The sequence below is a fragment of the Rheinheimera texasensis DSM 17496 genome, assembly GCF_000711985.1.
Lineage (GTDB): Bacteria > Pseudomonadota > Gammaproteobacteria > Enterobacterales > Alteromonadaceae > Pararheinheimera > Pararheinheimera texasensis.
The window spans coordinates 884,289-898,551 of the sequence record NZ_JONU01000007.1 but is presented as its reverse complement, the minus strand read 5'-3'; the positions used below and the strand labels follow the sequence as shown (position 1 = coordinate 898,551).

Sequence of the window (14,263 nt, the reverse complement as noted above, 5' to 3'; positions counted from 1 at the left end):
TTTGTGAGAGTTTTTTATGCAGCAATTATCGGTTTTATTCAGCGCCGCGCTGGTGTTCAGCGTTGTGGCGCCAGCCTCTCAGGCAGCGAGCGGCAATTTCCCAACAGCGGCGGAACTGGCCAAAATGACCGACGCCGAGCGCCACGCCCAGGCCGCCCGCACTGAAGTCTGGACGCCAGTGCCGGCAGTTGTCAGCTTTGACCAACAGAACGTGCCTTCGGATGCTATCGCTTTGCTTGGCAGAGATTTGTCGGCCTGGCGTTCGGTGAAAGATGGCGGCGCGGCGAAGTGGCAACTGAAAGACGGCGTGATGACGGTCAAGCCTGGCAGTGGTGATATCCAAACTGTGGAGAACTTCTGTGATATCCAGCTGCATCTGGAATGGCAGTCGCCACCGGCAGATCCGGCGAAAACCGGTCAGATGCGCAACAACAGCGGGATCTTTTTCCAGGACAAGTATGAAGTACAAATCCTGGATTCATATCAAAACCCGACTTACCCGAATGGTCAGGCTGGCGCCGTCTACAAACAAACCATCCCGCTGGTAAACGCGACCAAACCAACCGGACAATGGCAGGTGTATGACATCATCTACAAAGCGCCGCGCTTTGACGGTGATAAACGCCTGAGCCCTGGATATGTCACAGTGCTGCACAACGGCGTGTTGCTGCAAAACCATACGGAAATTTTGGGGACGACCGAATGGATTGGTCCGCCGCAGCAACAGCCACATGGCTGTGCGCCACTGAAACTGCAAGACCATGGCGACAAGGTCAGCTTTCGCAATATCTGGGTACGTAAGTTGTAATCATACAGAGCGGGGGGCTATGTAGCCCCCTGACGTCGAAGTGCTGAGTCTGGCGCTGAGCGTCATGGCTCATCCTGTAACGCAATTCTGCCGGTGTTGCTGATAAACCGGTTTGAGTAAATTCAACGTGCTTTTGTCCGCCGTTTTACAGACAAATTGTTATCACTGACCTTAAAGCGTTGGATCATTTGCATCAGGGTGTCGCCGAGTTTTTTCACATCCTGGCCAACACTAAACGCCAGTTCGCTGCATTGACTGGAATCTGCAAAACTCTGTTCCATTTGTTCATAGCAAAATGTGACCTGAGTAAAGTTGTCCTGTTGCGAATGAATAGCCCCGGCAATACTGTCGACTTTCGCATTGATATGCGCCATGGCGCGGGTGACGGCGTTTAATTGCTCAATGGCTGCGTCAATATGCTGGTTGGACAGATCTGCATTTTGTTTGCCTTGTTCCATCAGTTGCACCACAGCCAGAGTACCGCTTTGGATCGCCTGGACCATGCCCGTTACCACTTCGGTTGATTGGTGGGTTTTCGCCGCCAGTGAGCGGACTTCGTCAGCCACAACGGCAAAACCGCGGCCAGCCTCACCAGCGCGGGCGGCTTCAATGGAGGCGTTCAGCGCCAGCAGATTAGTCTGTGCAGCGATATTTTTGATCACATCTACAACAGTCACAATACGGTCGGTGTCACCTTTGAGTCTTTCTATTGCCTCGACTGAATAGTCGATGAGTTGCAGCAGTTCGGCAGTAGAAGTGGCTACTTCGCTGACGCGTTGCTGACTGACCGCAACCACTGCATTACCGTCACCGGCGGCTTCCCGGATCGCTTGCAGTTCAGTATCCACTTGTTGTGTGGCAGCATGCGTGTCCTGCAACCGCAGGTTTACTGCGTCGGCCTGACGGCGTTGTTCTGAGGTGGCTGATGCGAGCTGGCTGTTGACCTGATTCAGGTCCTCAGAAATCGGCACTAACCGTACCACAGACTTCAGAACACCAGAAAAGGTGCCGTCAATATGGCTGATAAAGGCATTCATCCCGGCAGATAGCTGAGCGAGCTCGTCGTGCCCCCGCACATCCAGGCGCTGGGTTAAATCGCCTTCGCCCTGCGCGATGTCATTGACAGTATTGAGCATTGACAGAACAGGCTTCAACAGAATGCGGGCGAACAGCCAACCGAGTAAAGCGCCGGCGAAAAGTGCGCCGATGCAGGCCAGCACGGCATTATGCAGAATGCTTTGTTTGAGTGCCTGAACGGGCAACAGCGCTTCCTCTGCACTCATTTCAGAAATGATCACCCATTGCAGTCCATTTATTTGCAGCGGTTTATAAGCAGCAAAGACGGCACTGCCATCTGTTTTGCTAAAAAGCCCGACACCGGATTGGCCGGTGAAGGCTAGTTCGACCGACTTGCTGCGTTGTGGCAGCAAGCCTATCGTGGTGTTTTTCAGCGTGATTGCGTCAGCTGCGGATTGACTCAGGCCTGCGGCCAGCTGTTGGCTGATAAAAGCGTCTTTGCTCGTCAGCAAACCGCGTGCATCGCTGCGCATAACTAAATCAGCACCGACCAGATAAGTTTCTCCGGTAGCGCCAAAACCAGTCTCTGCCCAGGCTTTGTTGTGCGTCATCACATTATTTAAGCGATCGACCGGCAGTTGAAAAATCAGGATGCCGCTGAGCTGTTCATTGACAAAAACCGGCGTGGCAATAAAAGCCGCCGGTGCGTCGTAAGAGGGCAGGTAAGGCGCAAAATCAGTAATGTAAGTCTCACCAGGCGCTTTGGCATTCACGGCCGCCCGGTAGGCCTGACCCAGTCCGGTATCTTTGTACGGGCCGTTGTTGAGGTTGGTGGCAAAATCGAGTTCTTTGAAAACCGTATACACCACGTTGCCGCTCTTGGCATCGACCAGAAAAATGTCGTAATAACCGAACTTTTGCTGATAAGCATGTAAAGCCGGATGAAATTTGCGGTGCGCTATACCATAGGCATTGTCTTCTTTACTATCGATGAGCTGATCTTTATTGCCAAGTGGCGCGGGGTTTGCTGCGATAAACCGGTATTGCAGCGGGACACTGAGTGTTGCTGTACTTTGCAGCAAAGCATCAGGTGCAGCGCTTTTGCCGCCGTTCAATTCCGCGTACCGGCGATCAAATTGTTGCTGATAATACTGCTGCACTGCTTTGGTGCGCGTTGCCTGTTCGCTGGCTGGAACTGCGGCCGGGTAGGCGTTAAATGCGCTGTTAAAAGAGGTCAAGGCTTCCTGTACCATTAAGTCGCCGGCAAAGGTTACGACCTGATCCTCAATGGTTGCCAGATAGTCCTCGACATGAAGGGCGGTAGAGTCTCTGGTGGCGGTCAGTTTTTGTTCTGCAGCCTGCTGTAAGGCGGCTGCGCCCTGATTCACGGCTTTGATGCTGAGTAAAATGCTGAGCAGCAGAGCCGGGACAAAAGCCAGCAAGGTGCCAGCAGTAATCATTTTGGTGTGTAGGGAAATCTTCATCAACAGGTCCAGTCTTGTGCTTGTTTTCATTCGCCCGGCTGTGCGGGTGTTTTATCTGTGCAAGCCAACAGAGCAATGGATATGCCACGGCGGCATGACTTCAGACCAAGGTCGTAGTCTGTTTGGGCAGGTTGCGATTAGATGCTGGAAACGACCGACCAGTGGCGGTTAGAAGATTAAAAACGGCGCTCAACACTGGCAGCAAACCGCCTGGGAACTCTGATATTAAAAGGATGGTTGCTCTGGAAGATTTTCGTCAGGACTGAAGCGCACCAGTATGGTGCGACATACAAAAATGGCCTGTTGTTAAAACCACTCAGGTGTTAAGAACGGGATCAACGCCAAAATCAGCGCCTGTTGATACACACTGCTGCGGCTCAGTTTATGTTGAGTCAGCAAGCCAATAGCACCGCCGGCTTGTTTGATATTTTGTGTGCCAAATAAATCGTCCATCACATCGCCAAGCTCCTCGCCCTGCGCTAAACGCTGCACAGCTACTGGTGGGAGCTGCAAAGATGCGGAGCGGGCGCGGCCTTCACGTTTGCCATCGCTGATGCGGATCCAGGCGAATGTCATGCCTTCGTCTAACCCGGCTTCTATCGCGACATAAAAATCGGCTTGTTGTTGCAGTTGTAAATTGTGCAGGCGGTTGTCGGCGCCGAGTAAAGTTTCCGCTGAGCTCATCGGCTGTGCTGCCACGCCGGATTCTGTTTTAAAGCCAACCACCTCACTGCTTCTGTCCGGAAAAGCGATAGTGAAAGCGTCGCGCACTGCATTGATTTTAGCGGGATTGGTGGAGGCGACAGCGATTTGCCAGGACATTGGGGACTTCCTTCTGAACGAAAAATGCCGAGTATACCGACTGGGCGGCTGACTTGCATTTAGCCTGCATTGAATGGTCGGATTTCAGTTTTGAGTTACTTTGTGTTTACATTAATTTTACCCTGATTCATCCACATGCCGGAGCCCTCTGATGGAAACCCAATATCCGCTGACTGATTTTATTGTATATAACGCTGAAGAGCTGCAACGCCGTGCCGGTGCGCATCTGGAGTTGATGCAGCGTCGCCATACTATCCGTAGTTTTTCTGACAAACCGGTGCCGCGTCAGGTCATCGAAAAGTTAATTCAAATCGCAGCCAGTGCGCCAAGCGGCGCCAATCACCAGCCCTGGCATTTTGTCGCCATCAGTGACCCTGCGGTAAAAAAACAAATCCGTCAGGAGGCCGAACTGCAGGAAGCAGGTTTTTACAGTGGCCGGGCCGGCGAAGAATGGCTGAACGCGTTAAAACCATTAGGGACTGACGCACATAAACCGTACCTCGAAACTGCGCCCTGGCTTATTGTGATTTTTTCGCAAAAACGCGGCGGCATCGACAACAATGACAGCGATACCAATTACTATGTGCATGAATCTGTGGGGATTGCGACCGGATTTTTGATTCAGGCGGCGCATGAGGTCGGGCTGGTGTCGCTGACGCATACGCCCAAGCCTATGAGTTTCTTAAGTAAAATTTGTGACCGTGATAACGACAATGACCGGCCTTATATGTTACTGGTATTGGGTTACCCGGCCGATGACGCGACAGTGCCAGCGCATGCGCTGAAGAAAAAACCATTTGCGCATATTTGTACTGTGCTGGAGTAACAGAACCCGCAGCAGCCCATGACGGTATAGGAGCAAAGGATGTACAACAACAGGCCCGACAAACTGGACCCATTATTGTGGTCATTGTTGCGACTAACTCTGGCCGGCTTATTGGCTGCACATGGCTGGGCCCGGTTGTTGGGGGGCGGTGTGGTGCCTTTTGGCGAATGGTTACAGACGCAGGGCCTGCCAGCCGGATTTTATCTTGCTGCCGCTGTCACCGGTTTTGAAATCATGGCCACTGTGCTTTACGCCGCCGGCAAGTGGGTCTGGCCTTTGTCGCTGGGCTTTATCGGCATTTATACGACGGGATTGCTGTTGGTTCATGCGCCTTATGGCTGGTTCGTTGTTGGTGCCGGCCGCAACGGAATGGAATACAGTGTGCTGTTAATTGTCTGCCTGGCGTTAACAGGCCTTCGCGCTTACCGACAGCAGCAACAGCCCCGATTCTGAGGCGCTGACTCTGCATTTTGCGGTCAAACACGTTTTTACAGCTGTTTTTAAACGAATTTTCTATGCTGCCTGCTGCTTCAGCTACGCTTGAAGGATATTTCATAAAAAAGGCAGGATAGAGATGAAACCTATTATATTGGCTAATAAATCATTCCGGTCACTCGGGCTGGTGCTGGTCACGGCGTTATTGCCGGCCACCGCACTGGCCGAGATCACTCTGAATGGCTTTGCATCGATACGCGGCACTTCGGTGTCAAGCGATGGCGGGCTGGAGCCGTTTCCCGGTTTTGAAGAAGGCGAATTGTCGTTTAATCCGGAGTCGTTGTTTGCGCTGCAGGCGCAGGCCGATCTCGGCGAAGGGCTGTCGGCAACAGTGCAGCTGTTTGGTGAAGGTCGCAGTGACTTTGAAGTCGAAGCGCGCTGGGCTTACCTCAGTTACCAGTTCAACGACAAACACAGGCTAAGCGCCGGCCGTTTCGCCAACCCGATCTTCCATCAGTCTGAATACGAAAAAGTTGGCTACGCCCACAATTTTTCGCGTTTGCCCAAAGCCGTCTACATCGATTTTGATTTCAGTACCATTGAAGGGGTCGCGCTGGACAGCCAATACAACCTTGGCGACTACAGTCTGTCTACCAAAGTGTTATTTGGCGGTTGGTCCGGTGAATCCTTCAGCGCGGTAACCAACACCTTTGTCGATTTTGGTATGGACAATATCATCAGCGCGAATGCCACGCTGGCCGGAGATTGGTGGCAGCTGTTTGGAGGGGTTTTTGCTGCGCAGATTGATGGTACCAGTATCGATAACAGTACTGTGTTTCCGTTGGCTGCCGCTGGCATCAGTGCTGCTAGTAAAACCGGCGCGACTGCCGGACAGATTGCGGATTTTAAATCGCGAATCGGTTGGGATAACAAAGACGCCTTTTATTGGTTCAGCGGCTTTGCGATCGACCGCGATAACTGGCTGCTGGATTTTGAGTTTGTTGACTATGTGGTGAAAGACTCAACTGATGCAGCCAACCAGTCCTGGTATCTGGCGCTCGGCCGGCGGTTTGACAACGTGGTATTGACGGTGCATACCGAAGATTATGCCCAGTCGCCGGACCATGATTTCCTCAACGGTGTGGCTCATCCGGCCTTACTGGCCACGGGTAAAGGCATCAATAACGCTTTTGGTCAGCGTGAGTTTGATGGCGTCGGTTTGTCGGTGCGTTATGACTTCCACCCCAGTGCCGCCTTCAAAGCCGACTATTTCAGCGGCACTGATACCAGAGCTGCGGTTGGCGACTATAAAATCTTATCATTTGGCATCGATTTGGTGTTCTGAGGAGAGCATGATGAAAAAATTATTGATAATCAGTAGCTTACTTTTTTGTCAGTTGGCCCTGGCTGAAGTCGCTGTGATAGTGCATCCTTCGAACAACAACCAGTTGGACGAAGCGACCATTTCGAAAATATTCCTCGGCCGGGAAAAATCTTTTGCCGACGGCCAGTCGGTCGTGCCATTGGCGCTGGCGGACGCAGCGCCGGCCAGTAGTGCCTTCAACGATGCGGTACTGAAAAAATCGTCAAGTCAGCTTAAAGCCTACTGGTCGAAACTGGTGTTTACCGGTAAAGGCACACCGCCGAAAGAAATTGGCAGTGATGAAGAAATGCTGAAACTGGTCGCGACTAATCCATCGGTGATTGGGTATGTTGACGCCAGCAAAGTTGACGCTTCAGTCAAAGTGGCGTTGAAGTTTTAGCGGCGCAGTAGTATTTCGTCGGTCATTAAAACAGGAGCTGATTTCAGCTCCTGTTGCTATTTCTGGCGGTCCAAAAGCCATTCGTTGATCTTGACAGTAGGTTGTTCTTTATATAGAACGTTCCATATAAGGAACAATTCGGCTGTAACAGTAAAAGGGCAATGGCGTGGATCCGCAAAGTTTACAAACATTGGGGCGGCATATTCAGGGCCTGCGGGTGAGCAAAGGGTTGTCGTTGTCGCAGCTGGCGGCAGCGGCAGGTATTGCTAAATCGAATCTGTCGCGGCTGGAGCAGGGCGCCGGCAACCCGACGCTGGATACCATTTGGCGGCTGTCGCTGCAGCTTGGTGTGCCTTTTGGCAATTTAATTGCGCCGGTAGCTGCGCTGGTTGGTGATGCCGGTGTGCAGGTACGTTTATTGGATCAGGGCAAAGATCGGCCTGCAGTGGATGCTTATTGGATGTCTGTGGCGCCGCATACTGAACGACAGGCCGAAGCGCATGCCAAGGGCACGGTTGAGATGATTTGTCTCATCAGCGGCGAGCTCGAAGTGGGGTCTGCCGGCAGCATAAAACGGCTCAAAGCCGGCGACAGTCATCAGTTTGCTGCCGATGTGCCGCATTTGTATCGCAGTGGTGAGCACTGGGTCACGGCGTTGCTGACCATTGTGTATCAACAGAAGGAACTGTGTGATGAGTAACATCTCAGCCTGGCGACTGGGTGCGCGTGATGCCTTACCGCTACTCGGTGGTTATATTCCGGTGGCCATTTCCTTTGGCCTGATCGCGGTGCAGGCCGGTTTTACCGCGGGTGCGGCGGTGCTGATTTCGACGCTGATTTATGCCGGAGCCTCGCAGTTTTTATTTATTGCCATGGTCGCAGCCGGCGCACCGCTGTGGCTGGTGATAGTGATGACTTTACTGATTAATGCCCGCCATGTGGTGTATGGCCCAAATCTGGCGCCTTATCTGCCATCAGGCCGGCTCTGGCCCTGGCTGATGCATGGTCTGACCGATCAGATTTTTGCCCTGGCGCATACCCGCTTGCCGCAGTTGTTGGAGTCACAGCGTCTCGGCTGGTATTGCAGCGCAGCTTTAATTGCCTGGGGCAGCTGGATAGCCGGCACCGCGCTTGGCGCAGTCGCCGGGGCAGAAATTACCGCACGCTGGCCGCTGCTCGGGCAAGTGCTGCCGTTTGCGCTGCCGGCTTTATTTATTGTGCTGCTGGCGCCGCGTTTTACTTCCTGGCAATGGACCTGCACTTTGGGCAGCACGGCACTGGTGGCGCTTGCGTTGAAGCTGGCCGGCCACAGCAATCTGGCGATCCCGCTGGCGGCTCTGTGCGGTGCTGTGGTGTTTTATCTGTTGCAACAACAGGCAACCCGCACGGAGGCACAGCATGAGCACTGAAATTTGGCTGACATTACTGGCCTGTGCAGCCGGTACTCTTTTACTGCGCATGCTGCCGTTGCTATGGATGCAGCGTCATTTGCGCCGGCGCGACCCGGTGCGCCAGGGCGAAGCGATGCCATTGTGGCTCACAGTGCTGGCACCGACCATGATTGCCGCGATGCTCGGCGTGTCGCTGATCCCGGTCAGTGAAACCGCCAGCGGCTGGCTGGCGACAGTGCTGGCAAGTGTCGTGACGGTATTGGTCTGGCGGCGCACCCGCTCGCTGGGTTGGCCGGTCTGCGCCGGAGTTGGTGTGTTTGGACTGGTGTCGGTATTGGCGCTGCTGAGTATGTAACAAATAAAGAAAGAAAAACCGCCTTGCGGCGGCTTTTCAGATATGGAGTGAAGGCTTATTCGCCAAGGCCGACATAAACGTGTTGGACGTCGTCGTCGTCTTCAATGGCTTCGAGGAAGTGTTCAACTTCGGCCAAAGCTTCGGCGGACAGCGATGACATGCTGAGCGGGTTGTTTGGTTTATAAATCAGTTTGGCAGCTGACACGGTAAAACCAAATTCCGGCAGCGCTTTGGCTACCAGGTCCAGGTCAGTCATTTCGGTGTAAAACACTGCATCGCCGTCTTCACCTGGTTCGAAATCTTGCGCGCCGGCTTCAATCGCCGCCATTTCAATGTCGGCATCGGCGTTGACCGGTGAGGCATCAATCTGGCCTAAGCGTTTGAAATCCCAGGAGACAGAACCAGAAGAACCGAGCTGACCTTTGCGGAATAAAATCCGCATACTTTGCGCTGAACGGTTTTTGTTGTCGGTCAGACATTCGACAATTACCGGCACCTGATGTGGCGCGAAGCCTTCGTAAACGACGTGTTCATAGTTGACCGGGCCGTCGAGTAAACCGGCGCCTTTTTTAATCGCGCGTTCCAGCGTTTCTTTTGGCATCGACGCTTTGCGTGAGGCTTCAATCGCCATGCGCAGTTTGGCGTTCATTGCCGGATCTGCACCATTGCGCGCCGCGACCATGATTTCTTTGGCCAGTTTGGTAAAAAGTTTGCCTTTTGCCGCTGCGGCATCAGCTTTGTGTTTGGATTTCCATTGCGCGCCCATGGCTGCTCTCTCACTTTGATTAACGTCGGAAAAAACCGCCGTAGTCTAGCCAATCCGCCCCTTTGAGGCAACAGAGCAAACAACTGTGCTAAACTGGCGCACCATTTTTCGGAGTAGTAGTTATGAAAGGGCTGCAGTTTTTTGCTTGTACCGCGGTATTGTTCAGCGGGCTTTTAATGCAACCGGCACCGGTATTGGCCGAAGAACCGGTGACAACCACAGTAGTGCCGACCACTGATGTCGAAGCGACGATGAAACAGATGGGGCTGAATTTTAAGCAGGCGATGCAGGCAGCTGATGTGCCAACCATGCAAGCCAAAGTACAGGCGCTTATTGATTTAACCGCGTCGGTGCAGGCTTATCAGTTTGCGCCGGAAAAACAGCAGGTGTTTCAGCAAGGGCTGGACAAAGTTGCGGCGCAATTAGTGTTAGTGCAAGGCGCGCTGGCTGAGCAGAACCTCGACCACGCCAAACAACTGCTGGCCGAAGTTGATGCGCTGAAAAAGCAGTATCACAAAGAAAGAAGCCCGTCGTTCTGGCAGTTAATTTTTGGCGGCTGATTTTATTTCAAATTAAATTCTTTTTATTTCAATACGTTGATATAGTTCATCTATGAATTTAGCAACCTTAATTAACCTTAAGGTTGCTTTAAGTTTCCCCCGCCAGAATCAGCATCATCAAACAAGACCTGTGGAGAGGTTGAAATGACTGCTGCTGTAACGCTGTCCCCGGTTGAATATCTGCCACCTCTGGCCTTTAAAGAGAGCCAGGCTGCCGGTACCGAATCATCTCAGGCCCAGCTGCTGTGGTGCGACCGCAACCACGCTGGTCGTCACAGTCTGGAGCAATTCATCGCCGGCGGTTTTGCCGCGGCCTATGACGCCCGCATCAGCCAGTTTATGCCGCATCTGCTGGCAGTCACGCTGCATGGTCAGTGGCAGGCCGTACTCGGTATCCGCAGTGGTCTGGCACCACGTCTTTTTGTCGAACAATACCTTGATGCAGATATCTGTACAGTGCTGGCCGGTGCCGGTATCCAGACGCAGCGTGCTCAGGTCGCCGAGATTGGCAATCTGTATGCCAGTGGCCGGCAACAAACCTTATTACTCTTTATCGCCATGGCTGTGGCGCTGTATCAGCAGGGCTATCGTCATCTGGTGTGCTGTGCCACACCGACCGTGATGTCAATGTTGAGCCGCCATGGTCTGCAGTTAAACGTGCTGGCAGAGGGCGACCCAAGCCGCTTAGGTGATGCTGCCGCCGATTGGGGCAGTTATTACCAGCGTCATCCGCAGGTTTGCCAGCTGGATTTAGCAGCGGCTTACCAGCTGATTATGGCCAAGCCGCAGTTACAGCAAATGCTTTGTGGTTTTCTGCCTTTATTGCAAAGCGCAGGCGCCAGTTTGTCTGAACAAGCCGGTCATTAAGGGGAAGTCTGATGCAGTTAAATATCCCTTCAGGCGCACGTTTGACTGATTTAGTCAGTGGGCAAACTCTGGACCAGCTGGCGATTGCCGCCGGCGTAACCGAATGGCAGCAGTTATTGCAGGATCTGTCTGCCCGCCGCTTAGTGTTGTGGGCCGATACCAGCCTGGACTGGGTGTTGTTAGATATCGCCTGCCTCAATAGCCAACAGCTATTAGTGCCACTGCCGCTGTTTGCCAGTCAGGGCCAGTTAACGCATGTTTTAAGTGCGGTGGGGCCTGAGTTTTTATTGTCGGACCGCGAAGTACCAGGAGAGTGGGCAGCGCAGCTTGGTCTTACTTTACGTGGCCGCTGCCGCAGTTTTTATCTGTACCAGACCCCGGCCACTCTGCAGCAACAGGCGCTGCCGGTACCAGCCGGCGCGCAAAAAATTACTTTTACCTCAGGTTCAACCGGTCAGCCCAAAGGCGTGTGTCTGTCGGCACAAACTCAGCTGAATACCGCGCAAAGCCTGGTTATGCGCATTGCGCCAAAATTGCAGGACCAAAGCCAACCGCGGCATTTATGCCTGCTGCCGCTGTCTTTACTGCTGGAAAATATCGCCGGTGTGTATGCGCCGCTATTGGCCGGTGGCGAAGTGCTGCTGATGCCGGACGCCGGCCGGGGTTTTGCCGGCAGTAGTCTGGCTAATCCACAGCAGTTGCTGGGCCTTATCAGCCAAACCCAGCCCAATAGCCTAATTTTGGTGCCGGAATTACTGCAATTGTTGGTGCAGGCGGCGTTAAAAGGTTGGCCGGTGCCGGCCAGTCTGCAGTTTATCGCTGTCGGTGGTGCCAAAGTGGCGGTCGATACTTTGCGCCAGGCCGCAGCGCTGAAATTACCGGTTTATCAAGGCTATGGCTTAAGTGAATGTGGCTCAGTGGTCGCGCTTTGCAGTGTCGATGCCGCGCACGCCACAGATGATGAATTACAAAGCGCCGGCAAACCGCTGCCACATCTGGAAGTACGGCTTGAACAGGGCGAAATTCAGGTGAAAACACCGTTTCTGGGTTATCTGGGGCAGAACACTCCTGAGCAGAATGAGTGGGTCGCGACCGGCGATTTAGGCCAGTGGACTGAAGCGGGTGATTTACAAATTCTGGGCCGGCGCAACAACTTACTGATCTCAAGTTTTGGTCGCAACATTTCACCGGAATGGGTGGAAAGCGAGCTGACCAAAACCGGTCTGGTGCTACAGGCTGTGCTGTGTGGCGATGCCAAACCCTATTGTGTGGCCGTGCTGTACGCCGCGCCAACGGTCAGCGATACCCAGCTTAGTGATTATATCGACTGGGTCAATCAGCAATTGCCGGATTATGCGCGCGTGGCACGTTATCACCGCCTGACCACGCCTTTATCACAAGTCGAAGGTACTTTAACCAGCAATGGCCGGCCACGCCGCGCCGCCATTATGCAAAGGTATCAACAGCAAATTGCCGCTTTGTATCCCCTTCATCCTTGAAGTTGCGGCGGTGTTGGCTGCGTTAGCTCGCCCCGGTCACATAGGCCGCTATGCTCCCGGGACTCGCAAACTTGCCGCCTAGCCGCACCTTCAATGATTTTGGGTATACGGGACGAACTGAACAACTGAACCAAATTTTTAGCGGACAACCGCTGTATCGGAGTGATTTATGAGCTTTTACCAGACTTTATTACAAGCGACCGAACAAGACCGTCAATACCTGCTGGGCGCCCCAATCATTGCCCGGTGTTTTCATGGCGATATCAGCCGCGATGACTATGTGGCATTTCTGACCCAGGCTTATCATCACGTCAAACATACAGTGCCACTACTGATGAGTGTTGGTGCATTGTTGCCAGAAGCAAAAGAATGGCTGCGCGAAGCGGTGGCGGAATATATCGAAGAAGAGTTAGGTCACCAGGAGTGGATCTTAAACGACATCAAGCGTACCGGCTACGACAAAGAAATGGCCCGTCGCAGCACGCCGTCCTTTGCCACTGAGATGATGGTCGCTTATGCCTATGACACAGTGCGCCGGGTAAATCCGGTTGGTTTTTTTGGCATGGTGCTGGTGCTCGAAGGCACGTCGACAGCGCTGGCTGAAAACGCCGCCGAAACTATCGCCAATAAACTGCAGTTACCAAAATCAGCGTTCAGCTATCTGACATCGCACGGAGCGCTAGACCAGGACCATATTAAGTTTTATGAAAATCTGATGGATAAAATCGACGACCCGGCCGACCAGGCGGTGATTATCCATGCGGCTAAGCGTTTCTACCGCTTGTATGGCGATATTTTCCGCACTCTGACGCCAGAGCATGGCATTGCCAAACTGGCCGTGGCTGCAACAGCGGAGGCAGTGTGATGAACCTCAAGGGCAAAACGGTGTTATTGACCGGTGCCAGTGGCGGTATCGGTCAGGCCATCGCGCTTGAGCTTGCCGCGGCTGGTGCCCGTTTAGTGCTGGTGGCACGCAACACAGTCCGGTTGGCAACGCTGCAGGCAGAACTGGTGGCTAAATATCCGGCTGCTCATCAGATTTTCAGCGCCGATTTAACGCAAACACAGGACCGGCAGGACTTGCTGGCCTTTGTCCGCGAGCTGCAAGGCATTGATGTGCTGATTAATAACGCTGGTATCAGCCAGTTTGGTCTGGTGGCGCAGCAGGATTTCGCCGCACAGCTAGGTACTAACCTATTGATGCCGATGTTACTGACACAAACTTTGTTGCCTGAACTGCAGCGCAAACCTGAAGCGCTGATTGTCAACGTCGGTTCGGCCTTTGGCAGCATCGGCTATCCGGGTTTCAGCGGCTACAGCGCCAGCAAATTTGGCCTGCGCGGTTTTACTGAAGCGCTGAAACGTGAGCTTTCGGACACTGGCGTGCAAGTATTGTACTTCGCGCCACGCGCCACTGATACCGCCATCAACAGTGATGCAGTAGTGGCGATGAACCGCGAACTGGGTAATCGAAGCGATAGCCCACAACTGGTCGCAACAGCACTGTTGCAGCAAATTCAACAAGGGCAGGCCCGGCGTTTTGTCGGCTGGCCTGAGCAATTATTTGTCCGGGTCAATGCGATTTTTCCCGGTATTGTCGACAAAGCACTGGCCGCCAAGCTGGCCGTGATCCGTCGGTACGCCCAACTTTCTCATTCAGAGGCTTAATC

16 protein-coding genes are annotated in these 14,263 nt (G+C 53.3%); 13 read left to right on the top strand and 3 right to left on the bottom strand.

The window, feature by feature from the left end; genetic code table 11:
- Positions 1–16 precede the first annotated feature (16 nt).
- Positions 17–808, top strand: coding sequence for a 3-keto-disaccharide hydrolase (locus tag Q399_RS0104135; RefSeq protein ID WP_031565887.1), 792 nt, complete (start codon positions 17–19; stop codon positions 806–808).
- Between the two features lie 122 nt (positions 809–930).
- On the opposite strand, the gene Q399_RS0104130 is transcribed toward Q399_RS0104135, so the two are convergent.
- On the bottom strand, positions 931–3,309 hold the full coding sequence (locus Q399_RS0104130; protein ID WP_169739299.1) for a methyl-accepting chemotaxis protein: 2,379 nt from the start codon (positions 3,307–3,309) through the stop codon (positions 931–933).
- Between the two features lie 306 nt (positions 3,310–3,615).
- The gene (gene yjjX / locus Q399_RS0104125; protein ID WP_031565883.1) at positions 3,616–4,131 is read right to left on the bottom strand and encodes an inosine/xanthosine triphosphatase; all 516 of its coding nucleotides are present in this window, start codon (positions 4,129–4,131) and stop codon (positions 3,616–3,618) included.
- 151 nt (positions 4,132–4,282) lie between these two features.
- Here yjjX and Q399_RS0104120 point away from each other — a divergent pair, with 151 nt between their 5' ends.
- The 7 genes from Q399_RS0104120 to Q399_RS0104090 all read left to right on the top strand — a co-directional run bounded on the left by Q399_RS0104120 (position 4,283) and on the right by Q399_RS0104090 (position 8,901).
- On the top strand, positions 4,283–4,957 hold the full coding sequence (locus Q399_RS0104120) for a nitroreductase family protein (protein WP_031565881.1): 675 nt from the start codon (positions 4,283–4,285) through the stop codon (positions 4,955–4,957).
- A 39-nt stretch (positions 4,958–4,996) separates the two neighbouring features.
- Positions 4,997–5,410: a DoxX family protein gene (locus Q399_RS0104115; protein WP_051685720.1), complete on the top strand. Its 414-nt coding sequence runs from the start codon at positions 4,997–4,999 to the stop codon at positions 5,408–5,410.
- A 121-nt stretch (positions 5,411–5,531) separates the two neighbouring features.
- Positions 5,532–6,737 carry a hypothetical protein gene (locus Q399_RS0104110; protein WP_031565877.1) on the top strand — a complete coding sequence of 402 codons (1,206 nt, stop codon included), beginning with the start codon at positions 5,532–5,534 and terminating at the stop codon, positions 6,735–6,737.
- 10 nt (positions 6,738–6,747) lie between these two features.
- Positions 6,748–7,155: a type 2 periplasmic-binding domain-containing protein gene (locus tag Q399_RS0104105; protein WP_031565875.1), complete on the top strand. Its 408-nt coding sequence runs from the start codon at positions 6,748–6,750 to the stop codon at positions 7,153–7,155.
- A gap of 166 nt (positions 7,156–7,321) precedes the next feature.
- Positions 7,322–7,855, top strand: a complete 534-nt coding sequence (locus Q399_RS0104100) for a helix-turn-helix domain-containing protein (protein ID WP_031565872.1) — start codon at positions 7,322–7,324, stop codon at positions 7,853–7,855.
- A complete protein-coding gene (locus Q399_RS0104095; RefSeq protein WP_031565870.1) occupies positions 7,848–8,564 on the top strand; it encodes an AzlC family ABC transporter permease in 717 nt (238 codons plus the stop codon). The genes Q399_RS0104100 and Q399_RS0104095 overlap by 8 nt, the downstream gene beginning before the upstream one ends.
- On the top strand, positions 8,554–8,901 hold the full coding sequence (locus tag Q399_RS0104090; protein ID WP_031565868.1) for an AzlD domain-containing protein: 348 nt from the start codon (positions 8,554–8,556) through the stop codon (positions 8,899–8,901). The genes Q399_RS0104095 and Q399_RS0104090 overlap by 11 nt, the downstream gene beginning before the upstream one ends.
- A 55-nt stretch (positions 8,902–8,956) precedes the next feature.
- Here Q399_RS0104090 and Q399_RS0104085 read toward each other — a convergent pair whose 3' ends face one another.
- Positions 8,957–9,667, bottom strand: coding sequence for a YebC/PmpR family DNA-binding transcriptional regulator (locus tag Q399_RS0104085; RefSeq protein WP_031565866.1), 711 nt, complete (start codon positions 9,665–9,667; stop codon positions 8,957–8,959).
- Positions 9,668–9,789: 122 nt separating this feature from the next.
- On the opposite strand from Q399_RS0104085, the gene Q399_RS0104080 reads away from it, so the two are divergent.
- The 5 genes from Q399_RS0104080 to Q399_RS0104060 all read left to right on the top strand — a co-directional run bounded on the left by Q399_RS0104080 (position 9,790) and on the right by Q399_RS0104060 (position 14,261).
- Positions 9,790–10,227: a cytochrome b562 gene (locus tag Q399_RS0104080; RefSeq protein ID WP_031565864.1), complete on the top strand. Its 438-nt coding sequence runs from the start codon at positions 9,790–9,792 to the stop codon at positions 10,225–10,227.
- 144 nt (positions 10,228–10,371) lie between these two features.
- Complete coding sequence (locus Q399_RS21385; RefSeq protein WP_051685719.1) at positions 10,372–11,094, top strand: thermostable hemolysin; 723 nt, start codon at positions 10,372–10,374, stop codon at positions 11,092–11,094.
- 11 nt (positions 11,095–11,105) lie between these two features.
- Complete coding sequence (locus Q399_RS0104070) at positions 11,106–12,593, top strand: AMP-binding protein (RefSeq protein WP_051685718.1); 1,488 nt, start codon at positions 11,106–11,108, stop codon at positions 12,591–12,593.
- A 169-nt stretch (positions 12,594–12,762) separates the two neighbouring features.
- A complete protein-coding gene (locus Q399_RS0104065; RefSeq protein WP_031565858.1) occupies positions 12,763–13,458 on the top strand; it encodes an iron-containing redox enzyme family protein in 696 nt (231 codons plus the stop codon).
- Positions 13,458–14,261, top strand: coding sequence for an SDR family oxidoreductase (locus Q399_RS0104060; protein WP_031565856.1), 804 nt, complete (start codon positions 13,458–13,460; stop codon positions 14,259–14,261). Before Q399_RS0104065 ends, Q399_RS0104060 begins: the two co-directional genes overlap by 1 nt.
- The last annotated feature ends 2 nt before the right edge of the window (positions 14,262–14,263 follow it).